Below are 26,161 nucleotides of genomic sequence, written 5' to 3' on the forward strand. Positions count from 1 at the left end.
GTTTTAGTCTTAGTCAATATATTTTTCGGTCAGTTTCGCCAGTAAGGGAATATGTGTATCATTGATCTCTCCTTTGGCAATTAAATCGGGTATATCCGTTACCGTTATCCAGCGGATTTCCTGTAAATCATCGCCAGCGGCAGGTTCGCCGTATACCAGGTCGGTGCTGAATAACGTGGTGATGATCTTGTTTACTTCGCTGCGATAGCGCCAGTCGTTTACCCTGAGAGAAGCCACGTATTGCATGGGACCGGTTTCCACGGCGCCGCATTCTTCCTGTAATTCCCTGGCGGCGGCCATTTCAAAGTTGTCGTCTGTTGGGTCGGAGAAACCGCCGGGGAGGCGCCATACGTTTTCGTTTGGCTTGCGGCCCAGCAGCAGTTCTTTCTTATCATTCCTGAACAGGGCAATATCTACTGTGGCGTATACAGAAGGAAAGAGATTATAAGTATTGTAGATGATGCCGGCGCGGAATTCTTCCGTATCAAACACTTTATCAGATATCGCTTCCCGCATGGCGGTGGCGTTATAATCCTGCACCGGTGGCAGGGCTTCGGTTTTATATTTACCGGAGTAGGTATCCATAAAGCTGTTGCGGCTGCCGTACAATAAAAAGCTTTCGTGGGGGAAGTTGTTGCTGAGCAGTTCATCCAGTTTCTGTGACCATACTTCATCGCTTTTCTGATCGCTCAGGGGCAGTACAATGATTTCCGGAAAGGATTGTTTGATCATCCGTTCGCGGGTATAGTAATCCAGTGGATTTTTGCGGCTGCCTCTCACCGGGCTTACGCCAAGTATGATGAGTACACGATTGTGTTTCTGTTTCACCTGGCGGATGAGTTCCAGGTGCCCTTCATGAAGAGAAGGCGTTTGGAACCGGGCGATAATAACTCCTGTGGGCTTTGTGTTTTGCATATCCGAGCTATTTTGTGTAATTGTTACACAAATATAGAAACCGTTTTTGTATTTCCAAAATATTTCTTGTAAAAAGTACACAAAATAGGAAAAGCGGTTTGCTACAGGATATTAATATAGGGATTATTAAAGGGAAAATAGCATGTGGGGGAATCGCCGGTAGCGGGAGTTTTGGCCGGCAGGAACGCACCCGGCCGGCCTTATTATTTATATTTCAAACGTCATTCCTTCTTTCTTCAGCTTAAAATACCGGGCCTCATCAAAGCTGAACAGCTTCGCGGGTCTTCCCTGCGATACCTGTTTTTGTTTTTCGTTATGGGCAATCAGTATTCCAAGATGATTGATCTTCTTCTGGAAATTGCGGCGGTCGATAGGCCGGTCCAGCAATGTTTCGTAGAGTTTTTCCAGGTCGGCGATCGGGAATTTATTATCCAGCAGTTCAAAGCCGATAGGCTCGTAGCGGATTTTGCTGCGGAGGCGTTGTACGGCGATGTTGATAATGGCGGCATGGTCAAAGGCCAGTGTGGGCAGGTCTTTGATATTAAACCATTTGGCGTCTTCGGCATCGGAGCTGGCCGCCAGTTTGAAATTGGTGGGGTTTACCAGTCCGAAGTAAGCGATGGACACTACCCTTCCGCGCGGATCGCGGCCGGGCAAACCAAAAGTATACAGTTGTTCGAGGTAGTTAATATTTACGCCGGCTTCTGTAAGCAGTTCGCGGGTAACGGCTGTTTCCAGCGCTTCATCGTCCAGCACAAAGCCGCCGGGCAGGGCCCAGCTGTGCAGGTAGGGTTCTATGGTACGCTTGATCAGCAGCACCACGATGCCTTCTTTGGGAATATATCCAAATACTACTGCATCTACCGTTAGTCTGATGTTTTGTATGATCGGCAAACTCTTATCTGATTATTTTGCTTGAATGTAATGTTCCAGTTGGGTAGTGTCTTTGTGTAAATTTACGAACAAAGGATTTTTCTGCGGATCAAAAACGATGATCGTGCTTTGTTCCCAGATATCCTGTGGGGTGGGCAGTTCAATGATCACTTCCTGGCCGTTTTCGCGGCGGAAAAGCAAACTGTCGTTTCCTGCCATGTGTCTTTTGTACTGGTGCTGATCCAGGTAATCGGTCAGTTCTTTTCTCAGTTGCAGCACGGAATCCGTCAGCGGGTTGGAGGCTGGCTTGAATTCGCGGTACACGTAGCATTTTTCGGTGATAACGTCGTAGGCCGACCGGTCGGTGGTGCGTTCATCGTTACGGGTAGGGTTACACGCAAACAGCAACAGGGAAATGCCCAGGAGTGATAATATTTTTTTCATGATCTCATAGCTTTAATGTTCGTAACAATCATAGTTGCGTTGCCGGTAAATTTTCCCGTCGCGGAATTCTATGATAGTGCAAATGAATGCTTTCATTATTTGTCCCCGGCGGAAATGGCCGGCATCCACACCTATTTCCCCTGTCCATTTGGCTTCTACCACCAGGGTATTTCCCGATTCCACTACTTTCAGCACGCTGAAGTGCTGCGATTTCAAAATTATTTTATTGGTAGCCATGCTTTCCAGCATGATCTCAAAGTTCCGTTGTTTAATTTCATTCGAGAGCTGGTTTGGATATTCAGTCTGAATAATATTTGGATGAAAGATCCTGGCAAATTCAACGGGATCTGCTGAAAAGCTCTCCAGCAGCTGGAAATACCGGTATATAAGCGCCAGTTTCTCGTCCATTTAAAGGGATAAATTGAAATTTTACGAATGACGTATTTACGCGAAAATATACATTTCGCACTTATATGTAACCCGCAAATTTTGAAGCGATCTTAATTCAGGCACCTCACTGGATGCTGCTGAAGGCGAGTTTATCCCTGTTATTTGTTTTGTCGATGATGTTATACACCAGCTTCAGTACATGCAGGGTGCCGTCGTAGTTCACTTTGTCTGCGGAGGCGGAGGTGTTTTTGCAGAAATAGAGTACCGGTATATTTTTTTTGTAGAAAGATGCATGATCAGAGTTGCTGATACCGCTGGAATCGTATACCAGTGGCAGCTCTTTGGAAGCGGCTTCCTGGATGATGGCCGACCAGCCGGGGGAAGTGCCTGTACCGCCGATCTGTAATGCAGTACCCGGGTTCAGGGTGCCGATACCATCCATATTAATCATGTAGTTCACTTGTGAAAGATCTACGGTGCTGTGGGAAGCAAAGTAAGAAGAACCGGATAATCCCTGTTCTTTTCCGGAAAAGGCGATGATAATATAATTGTTGTTATGAAGACGGGAGCCTTTCAGTAAGCGGGCTATTTCCAGCATGGCGGCGGTGCCGCTGGCATTGTCTTCCGTTTTGTCGGTGGTTTCCCAGCCGCGGTAGTCGTAATGCGCGCCAATTACAATGGTTCTGGGGGCTTTGTTGTTGATATAGCCGATTACGTTGGTGCCATTACGTTTAATGGCTTTGAAGGCTACCTGCATGTGGATGGGAAATCCGTCCGCATCATCGGCGCTCAGTTTTTTGCTGACATCGGCATTGAGCCATACGGCGGGGATGCCCACGGCTTTTGGGCGTTCGGCCAGCCATTTCATGACTTCGGCGGCCGTTTCCCTGCCGTTATAAAATACCACACCGGTGGCGCCGGATTTTTCGGCGGTCTGTGTTTGCTGTAAATACTGTTCTGTCATGCTTTTGCGGCTGTCGGTATCCAGTTCGGCTACGTTGATCAGCCAGATGTTATCCGGTTCGTTCACCCCGGGAATGGCTTCTCCTTTGGCCGATTTGCCGGCGCTGAAGGGCAGTGGTACAAATTGTTTGCCCGCTTCCAGTTTGCTTCCGCCAATGGTCATCTGGCAGTCTGCCGATGGCTCACGGGTTTCCTTTACGGTAAATGCCTGTAAAAAACCATCTTCGCCCATAGGAGTTAGCCCCATTTTCTGCATTTGTGCAGAGAGGTAGGTGGCAGCCAGCTGTTCGCCGGGAGCTCCGGTGCTGCGGCCTTCCAGCTTATCGCTGCTCAGGTAACTGATGTGCGTTTGCAGGTTACCAATTGTTTTGCGGTCTTCCTTTTTCTGGGCGTGAACGTGTATGGTTACAACTACCAATGGTAACAGCCAGGTTTTCTTTTTCACAGCGAATCTGTTTTGGGTGTTGCAGCAAAATTACGAATTACGGACGGCCCAAAGCGCATTGGCCCCTAATTCTTTTGACTATATCATTGTATTTTAAGTATTTATAATGTATGCCTTTCGTCTTAAAACAGTCATACGCCGTTTTATGTTGGCCGTTCATAATTTCCAAATCGCTATTTTTGCCCCGTTTTAAAAACAAAGTATGAAAAACACGCCTTTTACAGAGAAACACATTGCGCTGGGCGCCAAGATGGCTGCCTTTGCGGGTTACAACATGCCTATTTCCTACACTGGTATTAACGATGAGCATCAGGCGGTACGCACCAACGCCGGCGTGTTTGATGTAAGCCACATGGGCGAATTTATTTTAAAGGGTGAAAATGCGCTGGACCTGATTCAGCGTGTTACCAGCAATGACGCCTCCAAGCTCACTGCCGGAAAAGCGCAGTACAGCTGCCTGCCAAACAACGAAGGCGGTATTGTAGATGATCTGCTCGTTTATTGCATTGAAGAAAATAAAGTATACATGCTGGTGGTAAACGCCAGTAATATTGAGAAAGACTGGAACTGGATCTCCCAGTTCAACACCAAAGGAGTGGAAATGCACAACATTTCCGATAAAACCTGTTTGCTCGCCATCCAGGGCCCCAATGCTACCAGCATTCTCCAGCCGCTCACAGAAGTAGACCTGGTAAACATGAAGTACTACACCTTCGCCAAAGGAACCTTTGCAGGCGTACCGAATGTAGTGATCAGCGCCACCGGCTACACCGGCGCAGGCGGTATTGAAATTTATTTTGAAGATACCGATGGAGCAGCCGATAAAATATGGGATGCCATCTTTGCTGAAGGCACTCCAAAGGGCCTGAAACCTATCGGTTTGGGCGCACGCGATACCCTTCGCCTGGAAATGGGATTCTGTCTTTATGGAAATGATATCGACGATACCACTTCTCCGATGGAAGCCGGCCTGGGATGGATTACCAAATTCACCAAGCCATTTACCTCCAGCGAGTTATTCGCAAAACAAAAAGCAGAAGGCGTTACCAAAAAACTGGTAGGCTTTGAAATGGTAGATAAAGGCATTCCCCGTCACGACTACGAAATCAAGGATGCTGCTGGCAATGTAATTGGCCGTGTAACTTCCGGTACACAGTCGCCCTCAATGCAGAAGGCTATCGGGCTTGGCTATGTGAAAACGGCTTTTGCAGCGCAGGATACAGAAATTTTTATTGCGGTAAGAGATAAGGCCCTGAAAGCAAAAGTGGTAAAAGTGCCTTTCCTCAGCTAGGAATATGTATGAATAGCCGGTTAAAGTTGTTAATTTCGGTGCCTGGAAAGTTTTCGGCGCACCGGAATTTTTATATTTTATTACCATATCTATGCCTACTATTCATTTAACTACCGTTATCTATGCCCCCCTGGAGCGGGTCTACGACCTGAGCAGGAGCATTACGCTGCACAAGCGAAGTATGTCGCACCGGCAGGAAGATGCGATAAAAGGTCGCACCAACGGCCTGATATCCTTTAATGAAACAGTGACCTGGAGAGCAAAGCACCTGGGAAAAATGAGGGAACTGACCACTAAAATCACCGCCATGCGTCAAAACGAGTCTTTTACCGATGAGATGACCGACGGGGATTTTACCCATATGAATCATGAACATTATTTTAAAGCAATAGAGAATGCCACCGTGATGATTGATATCATGGACTTTGGCACCCCTTATGGCTGGTTCGGAAAAGTATTTGAGCGGCTCTACCTGCAAAAATACATGACCAGGCTCCTGCAGGAAAGAAATAATACCATTAAGGATTATGCAGAGAGTGAAAAGTGGAGGGTAATCCTTGATTAAAGCAAAACGCAACTGAATGACAGATAGCAACAAACCCAGCCTGGAAGTGTGTTTATCTCCGGCATTATTACATTTGTTTGATGTAAAAAACAGTATCGTAGTTATCATAGATGTACTACGCGCTACTTCTACCATCTGTACCGCCCTGTACAACGGCGCTTCCCGTGTAATACCGGTAGCCAGTGTGGAAGAATGTGTGAACATCGGCCGTGCCATCAGTGGCATTACTGCCGGTGAAAGAGATGGCCGGATAGCAGAAGGATTGGCATACGGCAATTCTCCCTTTGAATACCCGCGCGAGTTCGTGGAAAATAAAACGCTGGTGCTCACCACCACCAACGGTACCAAATTACTCCACATGGCTAAAGACGCCATACAAATTATCACCGGCTCCTTCCCCAACATCAGCGCTGTTTGCGATTACCTGGTTGCACAAAACCAGAATGTAATCCTGGGTTGCGCTGCGTGGAAGGATCGTGTAAACATGGAAGATACCTTGTTTGCCGGCGCCGTGGTAAGCCGCATCAAAGAACACTTTGATGTAAACTGCGACTCCGCCATTGCTGCGGAAACGCTTTACCATTCTGCGAAACACGACATCTATACCTTTATGAAACAGGCCTCCCACTACAAGCGCCTCGCGCAGTATGGCCTGGAAAAAGATATTCACTACTGTCTTACTCCGGATGGCGCCAATGTGCTGCCCCTGTTCAGAGACGGAGAACTCATTGCCGGGTGAGCGAGGTTGTCTTACCCGGGATTACGCTGATTTTACGGATTAGCTTTTTGTGATTTGGGGAGATTGGTGGAGGTAACAGGGGTTGAATAAAGATTACTTAAAGATTGACCAGGAAATGCTTCATTTATACTTAGCATATGCTTAGCACATGCTTAATACATGGAGATGTACCGGAGAGGACGTGGAGGGGACGTGGACTTGATCATGTAACCCTTTACCACGGGGCGTTACAGACGAAAAGGGGCAGGGTGTTTATAGGGGTACTGCCATATTAGTGAAACAGCATGCTGACAAACCGGTAAAAGTGAGTGAGCGGCATTCAATAAATCATTGTTGTTAATACCACTCACCTTTTTAAATTATTTAAGGAATAGTGATGGTGAAAACTCTTTAATCTCTACTGAATTTTCCGAAGAGCTTATAAAAACCTAAAAATAAATCAATTTTCCAGAGAAAATACTGAATACTCAATTAAGATCTGGCCAGTGCATTCATCTCCCAAAATCCTTCCAAAATTACACAAAGTTAATCCGTAAAATCAGTGTAATCCTGCTCCAGGACAATTTACATCGCCGAAGGCGATTTCTCCGCTCACCATGTTATGCTGAACTTGCCCCCTTTGCCCAAAAAATCCTATATTCTGTTTTCTAAAGATGATGACATGACACACTATATCTGTAGCACCTGCGGGGTGCAATATGATGCAACAGACAACCCGCCGGCGCAATGCCCCATCTGTGAAGATGAGCGGCAGTATGTAAGTCCCGGCGGACAAAGCTGGACCACCCTGGAACAGGTGCAGAAAGCGCACCGGAACATTATAGAAATGGTGGCGCCCAATCTTTACGCCATTTACACAACACCGGATTTTGCCATCGGGCAGCGGGCGCATTTACTGATCACTCCGTCCGGGAATATCCTCTGGGATTGTATTGCTAACCTCGACGCCTCTACGATAAATATTATTGAGAAACTGGGCGGCATCAAAGCTATTGCCCTCTCCCATCCGCATTATTTTTCCACCATTGTGGAATGGAGTCATGCATTTGGCAATATCCCCGTTTATGTGCATCAGCTGGATGCCCAATGGCTGCAGCGCCACGACGACGTGATTAAATTATGGGCGGGCCATGAACTGCCGCTGTGGGACGATATCCGGCTGGTATTATGCGGCGGGCATTTCGACGGTGGAAATGTGTTGTATTCCCCGGAAGGAAAGGGCTGTTTACTGGTGGGTGACGTTATACAGGTATCTTCCGACAGGAAAACAGTATCGGTGATGTACAGTTATCCGAATAATATTCCGTTATCTGCCACCGAAATTAATACCCTGCATGCCGCTATAAAACCGCTGAACTATGATGCGATGTATGGTGCTTTTGGAAAATATATTAAAACAGGCGCCAGGGAGGCGGTAGATTTTTCCCTGGAAAGATACCGGAAACGTATCCGGTAAATGGTTGATAAACAGGCTTCTATATTTAAAAAAAATTATGTGGAAAAATACGCGTTACACCGCCATAGCAAACGGAGAGCGGTTAACGGGTTGTTAATGAGTGAGCCGCGGGTTATTAGAAATTTTCTGCTTACTTTTGTGGATTGCCTTTTTATCAGCTGTTAAGTTTTTTTGATATATCTAGTAACCCTTTTGCTGATAATAAAAAGCGGGCAACAACGTATAGTATGTCGCTACCCCATTTGCTAAAATATGTTTACAACAACGGCACTGATGAAGTGATCCGCAGGGGGAAGCGTATTTTTTCGGCCGGGGGCGTTGAACTCATCGAGGCAGACCCGGTGCTGAAAACAGCTACCTTCCGCGTTAAGAGCGACACACATGCCAATTATTACCGTGTTTCCATCAACAAGTATGGAGAAACTACCGGTATGTCCATCCGGTGCCAATGCCCTTACAACCTGGGCGACATCTGCCGGCACGAGGCCGCAGCACTGTTCCAGCTCCAGGAAATGCTGGACAAAAATCATTTCGAGAGCTTCGACACACAGTTTGATCAGCAGCATACGCTGATTAAAATGAAGTCTATCGATATAAAATCCATTAAACTGCTTACCTCCGGTACTATACTGGCCGAAGCAGAGGAAATTGCCAAGAAACATCCTGCCAAAATAAGCCTGGCCAAAGATGAGAAGGTAGAAGCCCTGCTGAAAGTTAATGGAGAAGAGTTCCCGCTGATCATTCAACGGAACGAAGAACGGTTTTTTGATACACATTGCACCTGCGATGAAACAGAACACGCACTATGCGTGCATAAAACAGCCCTGTTCCTGCAACTCCTGCAGAAAAACGGTCCGTTCTATTTCGATACCCTCCGTAACTGGGACAAGGAAAAGAATAAGCTGCTATCCTTATACGGCTATTCCCTTACCGACGATCTGGACGGAAAGTTTGCCTTCTCCTACATGGATGGCAAACCGTTTTTACGTGTACTGGACCCCAGCATCAAACGGGTAGATGGCGCCGCCGCAGGCAGCAGGCAGCCGGTTACGGCTCCGCCGCCCCCGGAAGAAACCATCACCATTACACAACGGCTGGCAGCAGTTTTTAATGCCAACGAAACATTATACCCGTATTTTAAGATAGACCTGGTAAGCGGCGAAATAAACGAAGAGCAAACCGCCTTCGTATCACTGGCCAGCAAACTGGATCTTACCAAATATGTTGACTTCTACCAGTTCAAGGAAAAAGACCGGGAACTGATAGCGCCTATACGAAAATTACAGGGCAGCGAAGTCAGCAAATTCCTCAGCAAAAATTCTCCGTTTGCCGGTATCTGGGAAAATATAACGCATGAAAATGCAGAGGAACTTCCCACCGAAACAAAAGAACTGATGCTGGAATACCTGCATCCTAAACTCGCCAAACTGTTCCCACAGCTGGCGGAACACGGACTGGTATTTGAACTGCCCAACCGGCAGGCATTTAAAACAAAGAACCTGCAACAGCTGCAGATAGGCGCCGACAGGCTCAAACTGGTTATTAAAACCAACACCGGCGACACCCATGTAGACATTAACTGCTACGTGACCATCGAAGGTGAACTGGTAAATGTGTCTGAAAGCGAATGGGAAAGCCCGTTGCTGTTCCTGCACAAACAGGTGATCTATTTGTTTGAAAGTCCGCAGGATGCCCTGCACGTGGAACTCTTCCGCCAAAATGGTCAGCTGCGTATCGCTAACAAAGACTGGCCCGCTTATCTGAAAGATTACCTGCTGCCGCTGAGCCGTCAGTACGATATCCAGTTTGATAAAGGATTGCTCGCAGAACTGAAAGATGTAATGCCCGAACCACGGGTGTTCCTGAAAGAACTGGGCGAAACCTTTATCATACAACCCGGATTTGCTTACCGCGGCCAGGAAGTGGAATGGAACGATGAGAGCAAGATCACCGTGCAGGAAGGAAATAAAGTGCTCATCATCCACCGGAATAAAGAAGCAGAAGAAACTTTTGTAAATAAACTCCGCACCCTACATACCAACTTCGCACAACACGATAACCACAATTATTTTTACCTGCGCGCCAAAGAAGCGCTGAAAAATAACTGGTTCTTCCTGTTCTTCGATGCACTGAAAGAGATGAACGTGCGCGTGTTCGGATTCGATAACCTGCGCAACTTTAAATTCAGCTCGCATAAGCCGGTTACCAATTTACAGATCAGCTCCGGCATCGACTGGTTTGATGCACAGATAGAAGTATTGTACGGCGATCAGAAAGTAAGTATTAAGGATATTAAAAATGCGCTGGCCAACAAACAGAACTATGTTCAACTGGCAGATGGCTCCCTGGGCCTGTTGCCGGAAGAATGGCTGCGCAAATACTCCCTGCTCTTTAAAGTTGGGGAAGAAAAAGATAAAGGACTCAAACTCAGCAAATATAACTTCAGCGTAATCGATGAACTCTATGAGTTTATTGATGATGAGGCCGTAGTGCTGGAGCTCGAACAAAAGCGCCGCAAGCTGCTGCAGTTCGATGAAATCCGCAACATTGCCCTGCCGGAAAACCTGCAGGCAACCCTGCGCCCCTACCAGGAAAGCGGCTTCCAGTGGCTCAACTACCTCGATGATATCAAATGGGGTGGTATCCTCGCAGATGACATGGGGTTGGGTAAAACCATCCAGGCACTTACCTTCCTGCAGTATTACAAGAATAAACACGGCGGTAAAACAATGGCGCTGATCGTTTGTCCTACTACGCTGATTTATAACTGGGAAAATGAAATCAGGAAATTTACACCTGATATCAGGCATCATATCCACCACGGTCCTGCGCGATTAAAATCGTCTGAAGAACTGGGTAAATTTGATGCCATCATAACCACTTACGGTACCCTCCGCAGTGATATTCAACTGTTGATGAAACTGGAGTTTGATTATGTTATCCTTGATGAATCGCAGGCAATCAAAAATCCGCAGTCGAAGGTAACCAAAGCTGCACAGCTGCTTCAAACAAAGAACAGGCTGGCGCTGAGTGGTACCCCGATGCAGAATAATACCTTCGATATTTATGCCCAGATGAACTTCCTGAACCCAGGCATGCTCGGCAGCGTAGACTTTTTCCGCAACGAATTTGCTACGCCGATCGATAAATTCCAGGATGAAGAAAGAAAAGAACATCTGCGTAAACTGATCTATCCGTTTATCCTTCGCCGCACCAAAGAGCAGGTGGCGAAAGATCTGCCGGAAAAAATAGAAACCGTAATCTTCTGCGAAATGGATGCGGAACAGCGGCATATTTACGATGCCTACCGGAATACCTATCGCTCCAAGATTCTCGGTGTTATTGAAGATCAGGGTATGGAACGTTCCCAGCTCACCATCCTGCAAGGTTTGATGAAGCTGCGGCAGATCTGTGATTCACCGGCTATCCTGAATGATACGGAACAGTATCCGAACCATTCCGTGAAGCTGCATGAACTCACCCGTGAAATTTCTGAAAACATCGGCAACCACAAAGTGCTGATCTTCTCCCAGTTCCTGGGAATGCTCGGATTGATCCGCGACCGCATGCAGCACCTCAAAATACCATACGAGTATTTTGATGGCAGCACATCTACAGTTGATCGTGAAAAGGCTATTCAGAACTTCCAGAACAACGACGAATGCCGTGTGTTCCTTATTTCACTGAAAGCCGGTGGTGTGGGGTTGAACCTCACTGCAGCCGACTATGTGTATATTGTAGATCCGTGGTGGAACCCGGCTGTAGAGCAACAGGCCATTGACCGTACCCACCGTATCGGGCAAACGAAGAATATCTTTGCTTACCGGATGATCTGTAAGGATACCGTGGAAGAAAAGATCTTACAGTTGCAGGAACGCAAGAAATCACTGGTGAAGGAAATTATTTCTGACGACAGTGGTTTTGTGAAGAAGCTGACGAAAGAAGATGTATTGTACCTGTTCAGTTAGAACGGCGAAATAAATTTATAGGGGAGCGATGTTACATCGCTCCCCTTTTTTATGCACAAAGCGCTATAATGATCTTTGGTAATCCGATGGCAACGAAGATGCCATAAGCAAGGTCCAGCCAAAAGAAGGAGCCCAGTGCGCCGAGCAAAATAACACCTGCTACCGGTATCGCAACAATTTTCAGCCATACTGGCGTATTTTCACCATGCCATAAAATAGACCACATACTTTTGGCATCGCCAATACTTGGGAAAGCATGCATGGCAATGCTGATGCCGAGATAAAGCAGTACATAATCAAACAGGGTCCCCGATTCAAACAGTACTACGGGGATGGCTGCGGGGAACGCAATAATTAGTCCGAGCAAGCTGTTTACAATAAACGGGCCTATGCTGATCATGAGCTGATGTAACGGGTTTCGTGGTATTTCATGGATTACATATCCGGCGGGATTGGCCACCTGGAAATATTTTACTTCAAATATAGCGACCCCAAATAACCGGCAGAAAAGCTGATGCGCAAATTCATGAACAACAACACCCGGGAAGGTAAGCATGGTAATGAGAATACCTGGAACAAGCATTATTTTTATTTTTTAAGATCAGGGAGATGATTAACGATAACTGATTTTGCCGTTGATGATACCAGTAACTTCAGCAATGGTGCTGGAGTCGCTTTCTGGCAAGGACTTTAATTCTTTAAGCAACTGGTCGCGCTCTTTTATATTGTTATTAAAATGATTGGCAAGCGTCAGCGTGTATACTGTCATTGTTGCATGCGGGTTCAGCTCATAAGCCTGTAGTGCCCTTTGTAAGGCTTCTTTATTACGTTGTTGCGCCAGTAATATCTTTGCGCTGCTGGCCAGCGCAAAGTAGGATTCTGCATTTTGTTGCAGCACCTCTTCGCATAATTGCAATGCTTTCCCGTATTGTTTTTCTTTCCTGTAACTATGAGAGAGCATGATTTTAGCCACCTGAAAGCCAGGATTACTCTTTAACAGCTTATTAAACAGAGTATCGGCCCGTGGAAAATTATCATTGTTATACGTATGTTTAGCCAGTATATAGTTTGCACATGCATCTTCAGGGTGATTATTGCAATATTTCTCCAGTGCCTGTTCATATGCAGGTGAATCAATTGGAATACGGTTGAGGGACGCAGCAAATACAGTATCCGCGATCATATAATAACGAAAATCTGCGATAACATCGTTTGTCTTGTTAATCAATTCCACGTTGTCGCTTTTTCTGCCGGCCATTAGCCTTATCATACTATCTGCCTCCTCTAATTCCACATTATTAAATGTGGCTATAATATAGTGTTCACGGGCATCAAAGTTATCAGGGAATTGCTGTAGCACTTTTTCCAGCAGCCTTTTTTCCGTTACATAATGATGTGAAGCTTCTGCCTTTATAGCCTTTTCATAGATAATGCCTGCTTTAAAATATTTCGGGAGGTTATAGCCTGAAATTAAAAATAGTAGCAGTACCCCGGCGGCAGCCAGCTTTACACTATTCAATACCGGATAGCGGCTGAATTTTTTTCTGCACTCCCGGCAAAGGGGTGTCAGATAACCGGTTTCTATTTCGGGATTGGAACAATTATGACAACCACTTCGGGGGGCTTCTTCATTTAATTCGTTCATTGTTATGCACTCGGTTTAGGTAAGGGATCGGGTTATATTATATGTAAACTAAAGGTATCAAAACTCTTTCATTTTTGCATACACCCTACCATTTCTGCATGGTTTGGCCAATGAACAGCATCTCCCTATCTCCCTCAAATATTATTTAATATACTGATTAATAACCGTTTGTGTTCGTTTGAAAGCCTCTTTTCCAATGCTGGCACTCCGCTGGCATTACCCCATTTGTATCAAAACAATTGATCCATATGCTACCAGACTCAAAAATCTCTCAATTGATAGGTTTACAGATTCCGGGGTTAACATTTCCCGCAGAACAGCAACAGCCTGTAAAGGGTTCTGTCAGTAAAGTGATCCACACGTTTGCTGATTATACCGGCCGGATGATCCGGAGTGAACAACTTCATGAGGTGAAACGTTGTTTTAATGTGGCCGCTGTATTGTATCACAATGGGAGCAGTGCCCTGCGTAACGCCATCGAAAGCGCGTTTATGTATACCCTCTCCCCCCTGCTCTGCGGAAAGCATAAGGAACTACTTCCCTTATCACTGAAGAACGTACGGATTCAACATTTACAAACTATAGCTATTTAAAACACTTTTTATGATGATGACTATTCTCCTGGTGCTGGCAGGATTGGCCTGCTTCGCCGTATTCTTCAAATCGGTCGACTATTTCGAAAAGATCTAACTAAAACGCTTGTTATCATGAATGCATTATTTGTTTTATCACTTTTCGTTTTCGGCTACATGATCTATGTACTGTTGAAACCTGAAAAATTCTGATTGGAGATTTTTACTCCCACGCCTATACGCAAAGCTTATTTAACTGACTATAGAAATGACAACAGAAATCTTAGGCGTAATAGCCACCTACGGCATTACGCTTTTACTGGCCTGGCCACTGTCGAGGTACATTGTAAAGGTATTCAGGGGTGAACGGACCTGGTCCGATTTTATGGCGCCGCTGGAACGCCTCTTCTTTAAAATTTCCGGTATCAATCCTAAAGAGGAAATGAACTGGAAAGAGCATCTGAAGGCATTACTTACCATCAACCTCGTATGGTTTGTATATGCCTTTTTTGCACTGTTTTTCCAGGACAAGCTGCCGCTGAACCCGGATGGAAACCCCGGCCAGTCGGCCGACCTGGCGTTTAATACCGCCATCAGCTTCGTGGTGAACTGTAACCTGCAGCACTATTCCGGTGAAACAGGCGTTACTTATTTCACCCAGTTATTTGTACTGGCGTTCCTGCAGTTTGTGAGCGCCGCAACTGGTATTGCCGCGCTGATTGTGGTGTTCAAAGCCATGAAAGAAAAAACAACCACTAAGCTGGGGAACTTCTGGGATATCTTCCTGAAAACAATCACCCGTATACTGTTACCAATAAGTATTGTGATTGCGCTGATCTTTGTTTTCAATGGTATGCCTGCCAGCTACGCCGGCAAGGAAGCCATTGTTACTATGCAGGGTGATACCGTGAACGTTTCTCACGGTCCTGTAGCGGGCTTTGTGGCGATCAAACACCTCGGTACCAACGGTGGCGGATGGTTTGGCGCTAACTCCGCTCATCCGCTGGAAAACCCTAACTACGTTACCTGGATGACGGAAATGGTAGCGCAGGTGCTCATTCCTATTGCAATGGTATTTGCACTGGGGATGTTTATACAACGAAAGAAATTTGCGATGGTCATCTTCGGGATTATGACCATTGGTATGATATGCCTGCTGATCCCTTCCATGCAGCAGGAAATGGCCGGTAATCCTGCCATTGCCCACATGGGTATCCAACAGGCTACCGGGGCTATGGAAGGTAAGGAAGTGCGGTTTGGAGCCGCTGCCACGGGATACTGGAGTACCGTAACCACTATTATTTCTACCGGTTCTGTATGCGGCTGGCACGATAGCACCATGCCTATGACCGGCATGATGCAGCTGCTGGGTATGATGCTCAACTGCTTCTATGGCGGTTGTGGTGTAGGGATCCTCAACTATTACATCTTTATTATTATCGCGGTGTTTATATCCGGGCTCATGGTAGGCCGTACGCCAGAATTCATGGGACATAAGCTGGAAGCGCGGGAAGTAAAGATTGCTGCTATTATTACGTTGTTGTCGCCGTTCCTGATACTGGCTGGTACCGCTTTATCATCGTGGGTATTGTCGCACCACCCGGATGCCAACTGGGCGGTGAAGCCATCGGCCTGGTTAAATAACCCCGGCTATCACGGCTTCTCTGAAATGCTGTATGAGTATACTTCTGCCAATGCCAATAATGGTTCCGGTTTTGAAGGTTTGGGAGATGGAAACGTTTTCTGGAATGTATCTACCGGCTTTATACTGATCCTCGGCAGGTTCCTGCCTATCATAGGACCGGTTGCCATTGCGGGTTTGATGGCTTCCAAAAAATATATACCTGAATCCGCCGGTACGCTGAAAACAGATTCACTCACTTTTGGCGCCATGACCTTCGCGGTGATCGTTATCCTCACTGCCTTGTCTTATTTCCCGGCACTGGCACTGGGCCCGATCGCAGAGTATTTTTCCCTGTAATTTTTTAATGACTGACTACCATGAAGCATGATAATAAATTGTTTCCGAAAGAATTGGTGATGGAGAGCCTGAAGCAGTCTTTCGTAAAACTGAATCCGAAATTAATGATCAAAAACCCGGTGATGTTCACCGTGGAAATAGGTACTGCCGTAATGCTGATAGTGGCGCTGTATGCGCTCTTTACCGGCAACAAGGAACAAGGCAGTGCGGCGTATAATGTTGCCATCTTTGTAGTACTCTTCCTTACCGTGTTGTTTGCCAACTTCGCCGAAGCCATTGCAGAAGCGCGTGGTAAAGCACAGGCAGAAAGTTTGCGTAAAACAAGAGAAGAAACACCGGCGAAGAAAGTAGAACTCGTAGGTGAAATCTTCACTAACGAAATCAAAATTGTATCCTCTTCTTCCCTGCGTAAAGGCGACATCTTCGTATGTGAACCGGGCGATATTATCCCTGCCGACGGAGAAATTGTACAGGGCCTCGCCAGCATCGACGAATCTGCCATTACCGGTGAAAGTGCGCCGGTGATCCGGGAAGCCGGTGGCGATAAATCCAGTGTGGTAGGTGGTACTAAAGTTTTGTCCGACCATATTAAAGTACGGGTAAGCACTGAACCGGGCGAATCTTTCCTGGATAAAATGATTGCCCTCGTAGAAGGCGCCAGCAGGCAGAAAACGCCTAATGAAATTGCGCTCACCATCCTGCTGGCCAGCTTCACCCTGGTGTTTATCATTGTATGCGTAACGCTGAAACCATTTGCAGACTATGCACAAACACCGATCACCATTGCGGCCTTCATCTCCCTGTTTGTATGCCTCATCCCTACTACCATCGGCGGTTTATTATCGGCCATCGGTATTGCGGGAATGGACCGTGCATTGCGTGCCAACGTGATCACCAAATCAGGTAAAGCCGTGGAAACCGCTGGTGATATTGATGTGTTGTTGCTGGATAAAACCGGTACCATCACTATCGGTAACCGTAAGGCAACTAATTTCTACGCCACCAATGGCATTTCCACCGCAGAATTTATCCGTCTCTGCGCACTCAGTTCTTTATCCGATGAAACACCGGAAGGTAAATCCATCGTGGAGCTGGCAGGTAAAGACGTGGTAAGTAAATTATCTGTTAGTGGCTCCAGCCTGGTGAAGTTCACCGCCGAAACCCGCAGCAGTGGTATCGATCTGCCCGATGGCAGCCGTATCCGCAAGGGCGCTTATGATGCCATCAGGCGCCTCGCGGAAAAAGAAGGATTCTCTTTCCCGGCAGAAACACTGGCTAAAGTAGAATCTATTTCCAACGATGGTGGTACGCCACTGGTAGTAGCGCTCAACAGCAAAGTGCAGGGCGTTATTGAACTGCAGGATATTATTAAGCCGGGTATCAGCGAGCGTTTCGACCGCCTGCGTAAAATGGGTGTAAAAACGGTGATGGTGACCGGTGATAACCCGCTTACCGCTAAATATATTGCCAACAAAGCCGGTGTGGACGACTTCATCGCTGAAGCCAAGCCGGAAGATAAAATGAGCTATATCCGTAAGGAACAAAATGAAGGCCGGCTGGTAGCTATGATGGGCGACGGTACAAACGATGCGCCCGCCCTGGCCCAGGCCGATGTAGGCGTGGCCATGAACAGTGGTACCCAGGCCGCGAAAGAAGCCGGTAACATGGTGGATCTCGACAACGACCCTACCAAGCTGATTGAAATCGTGGAAATTGGTAAGCAGCTGTTAATGACACGCGGTACCCTTACCACCTTCTCCATCGCTAACGACGTGGCAAAATATTTCGCTATTGTGCCTGCGTTGTTTGTGGCCTCCATACCAGCATTGCAGGGTATCAACATCATGAAACTGCATAGCCCTGAAACAGCGATCCTGAGTGCCGTTATTTTCAACGCCATCATTATCCCGATGCTGATACCGCTGGCCCTTCGTGGCGTGGCTTATAAGCCTATCGGCGCCAGTGCGTTGCTTCGCCGCAACCTGCTGATCTATGGCGTAGGTGGTATCATAGCGCCTTTCATCGGTATCAAGCTGATTGATATGCTGATAGCGCTTTTCATGTAATTCTAAACTGATAAATTTTAAAGAGATGAAAAAATATCTTTGGCCTTCTGTAAAACTCACACTGTTACTGGTGGTATTACTGGGAGGATTATATCCGCTGTTTATTGCTGGTGTGGCTAAAATGGCTCCCGGTAAAGGCGATGGTATCAAAGTAACGCATAACGGAAGAGTAGTGGGTTATGAAAACATTGCACAGAAATTCAGTGATGATAAATATTTCCAGCCCCGCCCTTCTACAGTGGATTATAACGCCGCCGGTTCCGGTGGTTCCAATAAAGCGGCAGGTAACCCCGATTACCTGAAAACCGTACAGGAAAGAATTGATTCCTTCATGGTACACAACCCCGATGTGAAAAAAGAAAACATCCCGGCAGAACTGGTCACCGCTTCTGCCAGTGGTTTAGACCCGCACCTTACTCCTGCTGCCGCCTATGTACAGGTGCCGCGTGTAGCGAAGCTGAGAGGCATTCCTGCGGATAAGCTGAAACAACTGATCGATGCCAATACCCAGGGTCCTTTAATGGGACTGTTTGGTTTATCTACTGTTAATGTGTTAAAATTAAACATAGCGCTCGATGATATGAAATAGGGCGCAGTCCTTTTATTCCTTTAGCCTGTGAATGTCTTATGAAGAACCTTTTACCTGGTAGTCTGTCGCAGCAGATTACCAGTGATTCTACCAACACGAACCTATATATTTAAGATGAAGAAAATTTTATTACTGGCCGGCGCACTGGCAGCTGCTATTACTATGTTTGCCCAGGACGCACCGCCACAAGAGAAAGAGAAAGGAAAAGTAACCTTTTCCGGCTATGCCGAAGCGTATTACAGTTATGATCTGAACAACCCGGCTAATCATACTAAGCCCGGATTCCTGTATAATTACAATCGTCATAATGAATTAAACCTCAACCTGGCGATGGTAAAGGCCACGTATACCTCAGACCGTATCCGGGCCAACGTAGGGCTCATGGCGGGTACCTATCCGCAATACAACCTGGCATCGGAGCCTACCCTGATGCAGTATGTATACGAAGCTAACGTGGGTATCCGTGTAGGCAAAAACGTTTGGATTGATGCGGGCGTAATGCCGGCGCACATCGGTTTTGAAAGCGCCATCGGAAAAGATTGCCCTACCCTTACCCGGAGCATCCTTGCAGAGAATTCTCCTTATTATGAAACCGGCGCCAAAGTAACCTGGACGCCCAACGACAAATGGTCGTTTGCCGCCATGTACCTGAACGGATGGCAAAGAATCAAAAAAGTGGATGATAACCAAACCCCTGCTTTTGGTACACAGATCACCTTTAAGCCAACAACAAAAATATTGCTCAACTGGAGCACTTACATCGGTAATGATCTGCCGGATAGTGTACGCCAGATGCGCTACTTTAATAATGTTTATGGTACCTTTAGTATAACGGATAAATTCAGTGTCATTGCAGGATTCGACTATGGATTACAGCAAAAGGCCAAAGGATCATCCGACTTCAACAGCTGGTACAGCCCTGTTGTAATTGCCCGGTACGCATTTACCGATAAATTTGCGATGGCAGGACGCGTAGAGCATTACAATGATCAACATGGCGTTATCATCAGCACCGGTACACCGGATGGTTTTCAAACCACCGGCTACTCTCTTAACCTGGATTTTACCCCGGTGAATAACGTGATGTTCCGGCTGGAAGGCAGATCATTTAACGGAAAAGACAAAACATTTATGAAAGGAACAGAACTGAAAAACACCAATACTGCGATCACTGCATCACTGGCCGTATGGTTCTAACTAAATAATAATGACAGATAAAGAACACTCCGTACAGCAATTTCTTGACCTGGCTAACCGCGCCGGCAGAGGGAAGTTTAAAATTTATATCGGCATGAGCGCCGGTGTAGGTAAAACATACCGCATGCTGCAGGAAGCGCATGCCATGTTAAGAAATGGGGTGAATATCCAGATCGGTTACATCGAAACACATGGGCGTGCGGAAACGCATGCCCTGCTGGATGGACTGCCCCAGATACCCCGCCGGCAGGTATTTTACAAAGGGAAAATGCTGGAAGAAATGGATCTTTCCACCATCCTGCTGCTGGCGCCCGACTGGGTAGTGGTAGATGAACTGGCGCACAGTAATATCCCCGGCTCCAAAAATGAGAAGCGCTGGCAGGATGTTGTGGACCTGCTCAATGCGGGGATCAATGTTATTTCTGCCGTGAACATTCAGCACATCGAAAGTATTAACCAGGAGGTGAAATCCATTACCGGCGTGGAAGTGCAGGAGCGCGTTCCCGACCTGATACTGCAAATGGCTGATGAAGTGGTGAACATCGACCTTACCGCCGATGAGCTGATTACCCGTTTGAAAGAAGGTAAGATTTATGACCGCTCCAAAGTAGAGAGCGCCCTGAGTAATTTTTTTCAGGCAGATAAAATCCTGCAATTACGTGAGCTGGCATTGAAGGAAGTAACCACACAGGTGGAACGGAAAGTGGAGATCCAGATTCCTCGTAACCTGCAGATGCGCCATGAGAGTTTCCTGGCATGTATTTCTACCAATGATGAAGTGGCCCGGAAGGTAATCCGCAAAACAGCCCGGCTGGCCGCTTATTATCACGCCGACTGGTTTGTACTGTATGTGCAAACCCCGGGCGAAAGCGCCGATAAGATTGCGCTTGCTGCCCAACGTCATCTTATTAATAACCTGAAACTTGCTACAGAACTCGGTGCGGAAGTTATACAGGAACATAACGCCAAAGTATCGGAAGCTATCATTAACATTGCATTGGAAAAACATGTTACCACCATTTGTATGGGAAAACCGCATATCAGTCTTTTCCGTATCATTTTGCGCACTAACCTGTTTAACCAGTTGTTGAAAACGCTTTCTTCCAACGATATCGACATTATCATATTATCATGAGTACGTTCAGATTAAAAACAAAGATTACGCTTGGTGTACTGTTCCTGTACATCATGCTGCTGGTGGTGAGCATACTGGGCTATTACTATCTGAACCGCCTGAACGAAAAGGCGAAGTTCATCCTCAAGGATAACTATGAATCGCTGGAGTATTCGAAAAATATGCTGGTAGCTTTGGAAGATCTGCCGGCTCATCGTGCCGCTGCTATGCAAACTTTTTCCGTTAATCTCAGGAAGCAGCAGGCCAACGTAACAGAAAGAGGTGAAGAAGAAGCGACGGCAGCAGTGGCCCGCATTTTTGAGTTGTTACAAAAAGATTCTACGGTAGAAGTCGGCGCCATAAAAAGAAATATCTATACCATCATGGACGTAAATATGGCGGCCATTGTAGGTAAAAATGAAAGGGTAAAGAAAACAGCTGACAATGCCCTGCTTTATATTGCCATTATCAGCGGACTTTGCTTTGTACTGGGATTCACTTTTGTTTATAACTTCCCCGGGTACATTGCCAATCCTATTGATGCGCTTACGCAGGGGATTAAAGATATCGCCAACAAACAATATGGTAAAAGACTCTACTTTAAATCCGGCGACGAATTCGGCGATCTGGCCACCGCTTTCAATACAATGGCCCAGCGGCTGGATGAATACGAACACAGCAACCTGGCGCGCATTGTATTTGAAAAGCAACGCGCGGAAGCCGTAATCAGCAGTCTGAAAGATGCTACCATCGGATTTGATGTAAATAATGTGATCCTGTTTGCCAACACCCCTGCCCTGCAGCTGCTGAATATACCTGAAAAGGATCTCATCGGACAGCCGGCGGAAGAAATAGCCAAACGCAACGACCTGCTACGCTTCCTCGTGAATACAAAGGAAAATGCCCCGCTTAAAATAGTGGTGGACGGAAAAGAATGTTTCTTCACCCGCGAAACAACCGACATCAGGCATGAAGAAAAACGTATAGGCTATGTAGTTATTCTCCGGAATATTACCACTTTTAAAGAACAGGATATTGCCAAAACGCATTTCATTGCCACCATTTCCCATGAGTTGAAAACGCCGCTGGCAGCGTCTGATTTCAGTATTAAGCTGCTGGAAGATGAAAGGACGGGTGTATTGAGTACTGAACAGAAAGAGCTGTTGGACAGCCTGAAACAGGACAACCGGCGCATGATAAAAATTGTAAGCGAGCTGCTGGACCTGTCGCAGGTAGAAAGCGGTAATATACAATTGCAGCCGCAGCCGGTAACTGCGATGAACATTGTGCAATACGCGATGGACACGGTACAGAAGCAGGCCGCACAACGCGAAATCACCATCCGCACACAGGTGCCGGATACTTTACCGAAAGTACTGGCAGACGTGGAAAAAACCGCCTGGGTACTGGTGAACCTCTTAACCAATGCCATCCGTTATTCTGCCCACGGCGCCGCCATAGAACTAACGGTAACGCCTACCGGAACAGAGATGGTATCGTTTGTGGTACAGGATTATGGAAAAGGTATTCCGGAAGCCTTCCGTGGTAAAATATTTGAAAGGTTTTTCCAGGTTCCAGGTATGAAGGGCCAGGGGAACGGGCTCGGTCTGGCCATTTCAAAGGAATTTATTGAAGCCCAGGGTGGCATCATTGGCGTAAATAGCGAAGAAGGAAAAGGCAGCCAGTTTTATTTCACCTTGCCGGACGCATAGTGTTGTCAGGGTTGTTCAATGTGCGCTTTTACGAGATGTACATGTTGATAATAGATAGCACTAATTTCCTGCAACCGGTCAGGGATGCTGTCGAGATTTTCTTCCAGCCGGGCATCTCTTTCAACAGATAAAGCTACATCCGATGCGTATTGCATGCCAACCATATGCAGGTTAAATTTCATCTGGTGCGCCAGCATATAGAGCGGTTGCCAGTCTTTCGCTGCCAGCAGCTGGTTCATTTCTGAAAGTTTTTGCGGAATGCTGTCCAGCAGTTCTTCCAGCATTATTTTCACATGTTCTTTTTCGCCGGACATCATGCTGTAAACAGCGGAGAAATCCAGTTCGCTGAAAGGTATTTCAGTGGCTTCTTTTTTTTCAGTGATTGCTTCCGGTGTTTGTTCTCCCAGTCCTTTCAGGATTTTATGAAACAGGTCGGTACGGTCGAATGGTTTGGAAACGTAGTCATTCATCCCGGCGGCCAGGCAGCGGTCTTTTTCTCCTTTTAATGCGGAGGCGGTCATGGCAATCATGTAGGTCCGGATGCCTTTCCCGCGTATGGCCTGCGTAGTCTGGTATCCGTCCATTCCCGGCATCTGGATATCCATAATGATGCAATCGTAAGATTTGTAGTCCAGCATTTCAAGGGCTGATTTTCCGCTGTTAACCACGTCTGTTCTGGCGCCGGCATTGCGGAGTGTATGAAATACCACCTGTTGATTGATGTCGTCGTCTTCCACTACCAGTATGGTTTTCCCTTGCAGTGGTTTTTCTGCATGGTGAAGATGCCCCTTGTCATCTTTACCGGTAACTTCTTCGTTGTTGCGGGCAAACGGAAGCTCAAAGTAAAAAGTAGCGCCTTCGTTCAGGCGGCTGTTTACCCGGATAAAGCCATGTTGAAGGGTGATGAGTTCTTTGGTGATGGCCAATCCCAGGCCGGTGCCGCCAAATTTGCGGGTATTGTCTGCGTGTGTTTGGGAGAAGCTTTTAAAAATCATCTCATGTTGGTCCGGGTCTATGCCTATGCCGGTATCCTTTATTTCAAAGCCCAGCTGAACAGTGGATTGTTCCTTATCTTCTTTTACCAGCGTTACTTTCACGGTTATTTTTCCACTGTGGGTAAATTTAATAGCGTTTTCCACAAGGTTGGTCAGGATCTGGTTGAGACGTATTTCATCTCCCAAAAGATAAGCTGGGATGGCGGTATCTATCTCATCAAAAAACGAGAGTTCCTTTTGTTGCGCCTGTAGTTTCAGGGGGAAGAGGGCATTGTCTATTACCTCGTAAATATCAAATGGTTCGTGGAGGAGCAGCAGCTTACCTGCTTTTATTTTTGAGAAGTCGAGGATTTCATTGATGATCACCAGCAGGCGGTTGGCTGACGTTTTGATGGCGCCGGTGTACTCCAGTTGTGTGGGAGATAGCTGGCTTTGCTGCATCAGGAGGTTGGTCATGCCGATGATACCGTTCATGGGCGTACGAATTTCGTGGCTCATATTGGCGAGGAACATTTCCTGTGCGCTGATGGCTTCCTGTGCCAGGTTGTTGGCGTTTTCAATGGCGGTGATATAGTTGTTTTTTTCGGTGAAATCCTGTCCTATGCCGCAGATGCCGATCATTTCACCGTCTGAATTCCGGAGCGGGAATTTGGTAATAAGAAAGTGATAGATCTTATCGTTCACGGTAATGCTCTGTTCTGATTTTACCCTGGCGCCTGTTGTCCTTACTTCAAGATCCAGTTTAGTATAGCGTTGTACCCAATCGTATGGTAGTTCTTCATCTGTTTTGCCGATGATATCTTTTTTATCTACGCCGTGTATTTCGGTAAAGCGGTTATTCACCAGCAGGTATTTGCCGGGCATATCTTTTATGAACATCATAGACGGCATAAAGTCGAGGATGGCATCCAGGCGTTGCTGGAGATACATCACCTGGTCTTCGTTTCTTTTTTTCTTATCAATATCCCTTACTACGCATTGAAATTCTTTTACACGGCCATCTTCTCCGTACACCAGTGCGGCCATTTGTTCCACCCATTTTTTTGCACCTGATTTGGTAATGATTTCGAATTCCTGGGAGGTATAGTCGTCGCCTGTTTTCACCTGGTTCATGTAAAAGGCTTCGAGTCGTTTCCAGGTATTTTCTTCCAGGAACATGGAGTAATGTTTGCCTACCAGTTCTGTATTGGGGTATCCGGTCATTTCAGCGGCGCCTTTGCTCACGTAGGTAAAGATGCCATCTACCTGCGATTTATAGAGGATCAGTTCTGTTTCTTCTGCCAGCCGGAGAAAGGATTGTTCTCTTTTATGCAGCTGGTTGGTTCTCAGCTTCAGCTTTTTGAACATCCGGTATAAATACCGCGATTCGCCCAGTAACAGTACCAGTGTGAAAAGGCTGATGATAATGGTGGTCCAGAAAGAGTACAGGGTATAGCGATTGTCTTTGTCGACCCGTTCAATCAGTTTACGCCGGTTTGCCTGCATGAAATTATTCACTGCTATTCTTACGCTGTCGCGGAACAGGGCGTTTTCGGGGGCAGTGATCAGTTGTTTGGCCATTGCTGGTTGCGTGGCTGCCAGCGCGAGTATCCGTTGATGATAGCTGATTTTTTTCCGGAGAAGGATACTGAAATTATCCAGTATTTTTTGAGAGATGGTATCACCGGGCATGCTGGCTGAAACAGATTGGAGGAGGCGTAGCACGCTGTCTGGCAGGGCATAATTGGCGGCAGGGATACGTGACTGCCCCATGAGCAGCATGTCGCGGATGCTGTTGGTATAGTTATTATCCAGTACGGCTACGGTTCTTACCTTATCTATCAGCAGGTTGGTTTGTATCATGCTTTCCGCCGCGCTCCTGCTTCTTTTTTTAACCACCCAGGCATAATATACAAAACCCATGAGCGCCATAAATACTACCAGGATAAGTACCAGAACGGTATTTACAATTTTTTTCATGCGTAGGCTTTTCAACGGCTCTTTAATAGCGTTGGCAGGGGTTATGAGCTCAGTGACGGATTATTTATTCAAATTAGGATATTTTGGGGCAATATTGCTGTTCATCTTGTTCAATCCAACGTATGGACCAGGAAAAGATTATGGCGGTCAGTATTTCTTTTTCTGTTACTTTCGGCGTGCGAATGTATTACCGGGTGAATGTTTTAGCAATACTTTAACGGATTGTCTTTACAATCATTCCATTATATTTGCCTAATATTCTTTTTCCTAAGTATGTATATT

20 protein-coding genes are annotated in these 26,161 nt (G+C 46.5%); 12 read left to right on the forward strand and 8 right to left on the reverse strand.

Annotated features, from left to right (window positions below):
- Positions 1-9 precede the first annotated feature (9 nt).
- From PV783_RS03855 to PV783_RS03875, 5 genes are all read right to left on the reverse strand, one after another.
- Positions 10-915, reverse strand: a complete 906-nt coding sequence (locus PV783_RS03855; protein ID WP_079471631.1) for an NUDIX domain-containing protein — start codon at positions 913-915, stop codon at positions 10-12.
- Positions 916-1,122: 207 nt separating this feature from the next.
- Entirely contained in the window at positions 1,123-1,809 is a 687-nt protein-coding gene (locus PV783_RS03860; RefSeq protein ID WP_111577140.1) for an NUDIX hydrolase, read from the reverse strand.
- Between the two features lie 12 nt (positions 1,810-1,821).
- Positions 1,822-2,232 carry a hypothetical protein gene (locus PV783_RS03865; protein ID WP_079471632.1) on the reverse strand — a complete coding sequence of 137 codons (411 nt, stop codon included), beginning with the start codon at positions 2,230-2,232 and terminating at the stop codon, positions 1,822-1,824.
- A 12-nt stretch (positions 2,233-2,244) separates the two neighbouring features.
- The gene (locus PV783_RS03870; protein ID WP_079471633.1) at positions 2,245-2,640 is read right to left on the reverse strand and encodes a nuclear transport factor 2 family protein; all 396 of its coding nucleotides are present in this window, start codon (positions 2,638-2,640) and stop codon (positions 2,245-2,247) included.
- A 106-nt stretch (positions 2,641-2,746) separates the two neighbouring features.
- The gene (locus PV783_RS03875) at positions 2,747-4,030 is read right to left on the reverse strand and encodes a M28 family peptidase (protein ID WP_420987178.1); all 1,284 of its coding nucleotides are present in this window, start codon (positions 4,028-4,030) and stop codon (positions 2,747-2,749) included.
- Between the two features lie 202 nt (positions 4,031-4,232).
- Between PV783_RS03875 and gcvT the strand changes: the two genes are divergently transcribed.
- From gcvT to PV783_RS03900, 5 genes are all read left to right on the forward strand, one after another.
- Entirely contained in the window at positions 4,233-5,321 is a 1,089-nt protein-coding gene (gene gcvT, locus PV783_RS03880) for a glycine cleavage system aminomethyltransferase GcvT (RefSeq protein ID WP_079471635.1), read from the forward strand.
- 91 nt (positions 5,322-5,412) lie between these two features.
- Entirely contained in the window at positions 5,413-5,886 is a 474-nt protein-coding gene (locus tag PV783_RS03885; protein ID WP_420987179.1) for an SRPBCC family protein, read from the forward strand.
- Between the two features lie 16 nt (positions 5,887-5,902).
- Positions 5,903-6,625, forward strand: a complete 723-nt coding sequence (locus PV783_RS03890; RefSeq protein ID WP_079471637.1) for a 2-phosphosulfolactate phosphatase — start codon at positions 5,903-5,905, stop codon at positions 6,623-6,625.
- A gap of 661 nt (positions 6,626-7,286) precedes the next feature.
- Positions 7,287-8,081: an MBL fold metallo-hydrolase gene (locus PV783_RS03895; RefSeq protein WP_420987181.1), complete on the forward strand. Its 795-nt coding sequence runs from the start codon at positions 7,287-7,289 to the stop codon at positions 8,079-8,081.
- Positions 8,082-8,308: 227 nt separating this feature from the next.
- On the forward strand, positions 8,309-12,049 hold the full coding sequence (locus tag PV783_RS03900) for a DEAD/DEAH box helicase (RefSeq protein ID WP_079471639.1): 3,741 nt from the start codon (positions 8,309-8,311) through the stop codon (positions 12,047-12,049).
- A 49-nt stretch (positions 12,050-12,098) separates the two neighbouring features.
- Here PV783_RS03900 and PV783_RS03905 read toward each other — a convergent pair whose 3' ends face one another.
- Together PV783_RS03905 and PV783_RS03910 are read right to left on the reverse strand one after the other, a co-directional pair.
- Entirely contained in the window at positions 12,099-12,632 is a 534-nt protein-coding gene (locus PV783_RS03905) for a DUF3267 domain-containing protein (RefSeq protein WP_420987182.1), read from the reverse strand.
- A gap of 30 nt (positions 12,633-12,662) precedes the next feature.
- The gene (locus PV783_RS03910) at positions 12,663-13,694 is read right to left on the reverse strand and encodes a tetratricopeptide repeat protein (RefSeq protein ID WP_420987184.1); all 1,032 of its coding nucleotides are present in this window, start codon (positions 13,692-13,694) and stop codon (positions 12,663-12,665) included.
- A 248-nt stretch (positions 13,695-13,942) separates the two neighbouring features.
- Here PV783_RS03910 and PV783_RS03915 point away from each other — a divergent pair, with 248 nt between their 5' ends.
- The 7 genes from PV783_RS03915 to PV783_RS03945 all read left to right on the forward strand — a co-directional run bounded on the left by PV783_RS03915 (position 13,943) and on the right by PV783_RS03945 (position 22,925).
- On the forward strand, positions 13,943-14,287 hold the full coding sequence (locus PV783_RS03915) for a DUF7674 family protein (protein ID WP_336387723.1): 345 nt from the start codon (positions 13,943-13,945) through the stop codon (positions 14,285-14,287).
- A 247-nt stretch (positions 14,288-14,534) separates the two neighbouring features.
- Complete coding sequence (gene kdpA, locus PV783_RS03920) at positions 14,535-16,247, forward strand: potassium-transporting ATPase subunit KdpA (protein WP_079471641.1); 1,713 nt, start codon at positions 14,535-14,537, stop codon at positions 16,245-16,247.
- 20 nt (positions 16,248-16,267) lie between these two features.
- Positions 16,268-18,313, forward strand: a complete 2,046-nt coding sequence (gene kdpB / locus PV783_RS03925; protein ID WP_079471642.1) for a potassium-transporting ATPase subunit KdpB — start codon at positions 16,268-16,270, stop codon at positions 18,311-18,313.
- 25 nt (positions 18,314-18,338) lie between these two features.
- A complete protein-coding gene (kdpC, locus tag PV783_RS03930; RefSeq protein ID WP_079471643.1) occupies positions 18,339-18,902 on the forward strand; it encodes a potassium-transporting ATPase subunit KdpC in 564 nt (187 codons plus the stop codon).
- Positions 18,903-19,016: 114 nt separating this feature from the next.
- Positions 19,017-20,099: a porin gene (locus PV783_RS03935; RefSeq protein ID WP_420987186.1), complete on the forward strand. Its 1,083-nt coding sequence runs from the start codon at positions 19,017-19,019 to the stop codon at positions 20,097-20,099.
- Between the two features lie 10 nt (positions 20,100-20,109).
- A complete protein-coding gene (locus PV783_RS03940) occupies positions 20,110-21,234 on the forward strand; it encodes a histidine kinase (RefSeq protein WP_079471645.1) in 1,125 nt (374 codons plus the stop codon).
- Positions 21,231-22,925, forward strand: coding sequence for an ATP-binding protein (locus tag PV783_RS03945; protein ID WP_420987187.1), 1,695 nt, complete (start codon positions 21,231-21,233; stop codon positions 22,923-22,925). Before PV783_RS03940 ends, PV783_RS03945 begins: the two co-directional genes overlap by 4 nt.
- Before the next feature lie 5 nt (positions 22,926-22,930).
- Here PV783_RS03945 and PV783_RS03950 read toward each other — a convergent pair whose 3' ends face one another.
- Positions 22,931-25,879 (reverse strand): PAS domain S-box protein, encoded by a 2,949-nt coding sequence (locus tag PV783_RS03950; protein WP_420987189.1) that lies wholly within the window; start codon positions 25,877-25,879, stop codon positions 22,931-22,933.
- Between the last annotated feature and the right edge of the window lie 282 nt (positions 25,880-26,161).

Origin of the sequence: Chitinophaga sp. CC14, assembly GCF_048957795.1 — a bacterium.
GTDB classification, from domain to species: domain Bacteria; phylum Bacteroidota; class Bacteroidia; order Chitinophagales; family Chitinophagaceae; genus Chitinophaga; species Chitinophaga ginsengisegetis.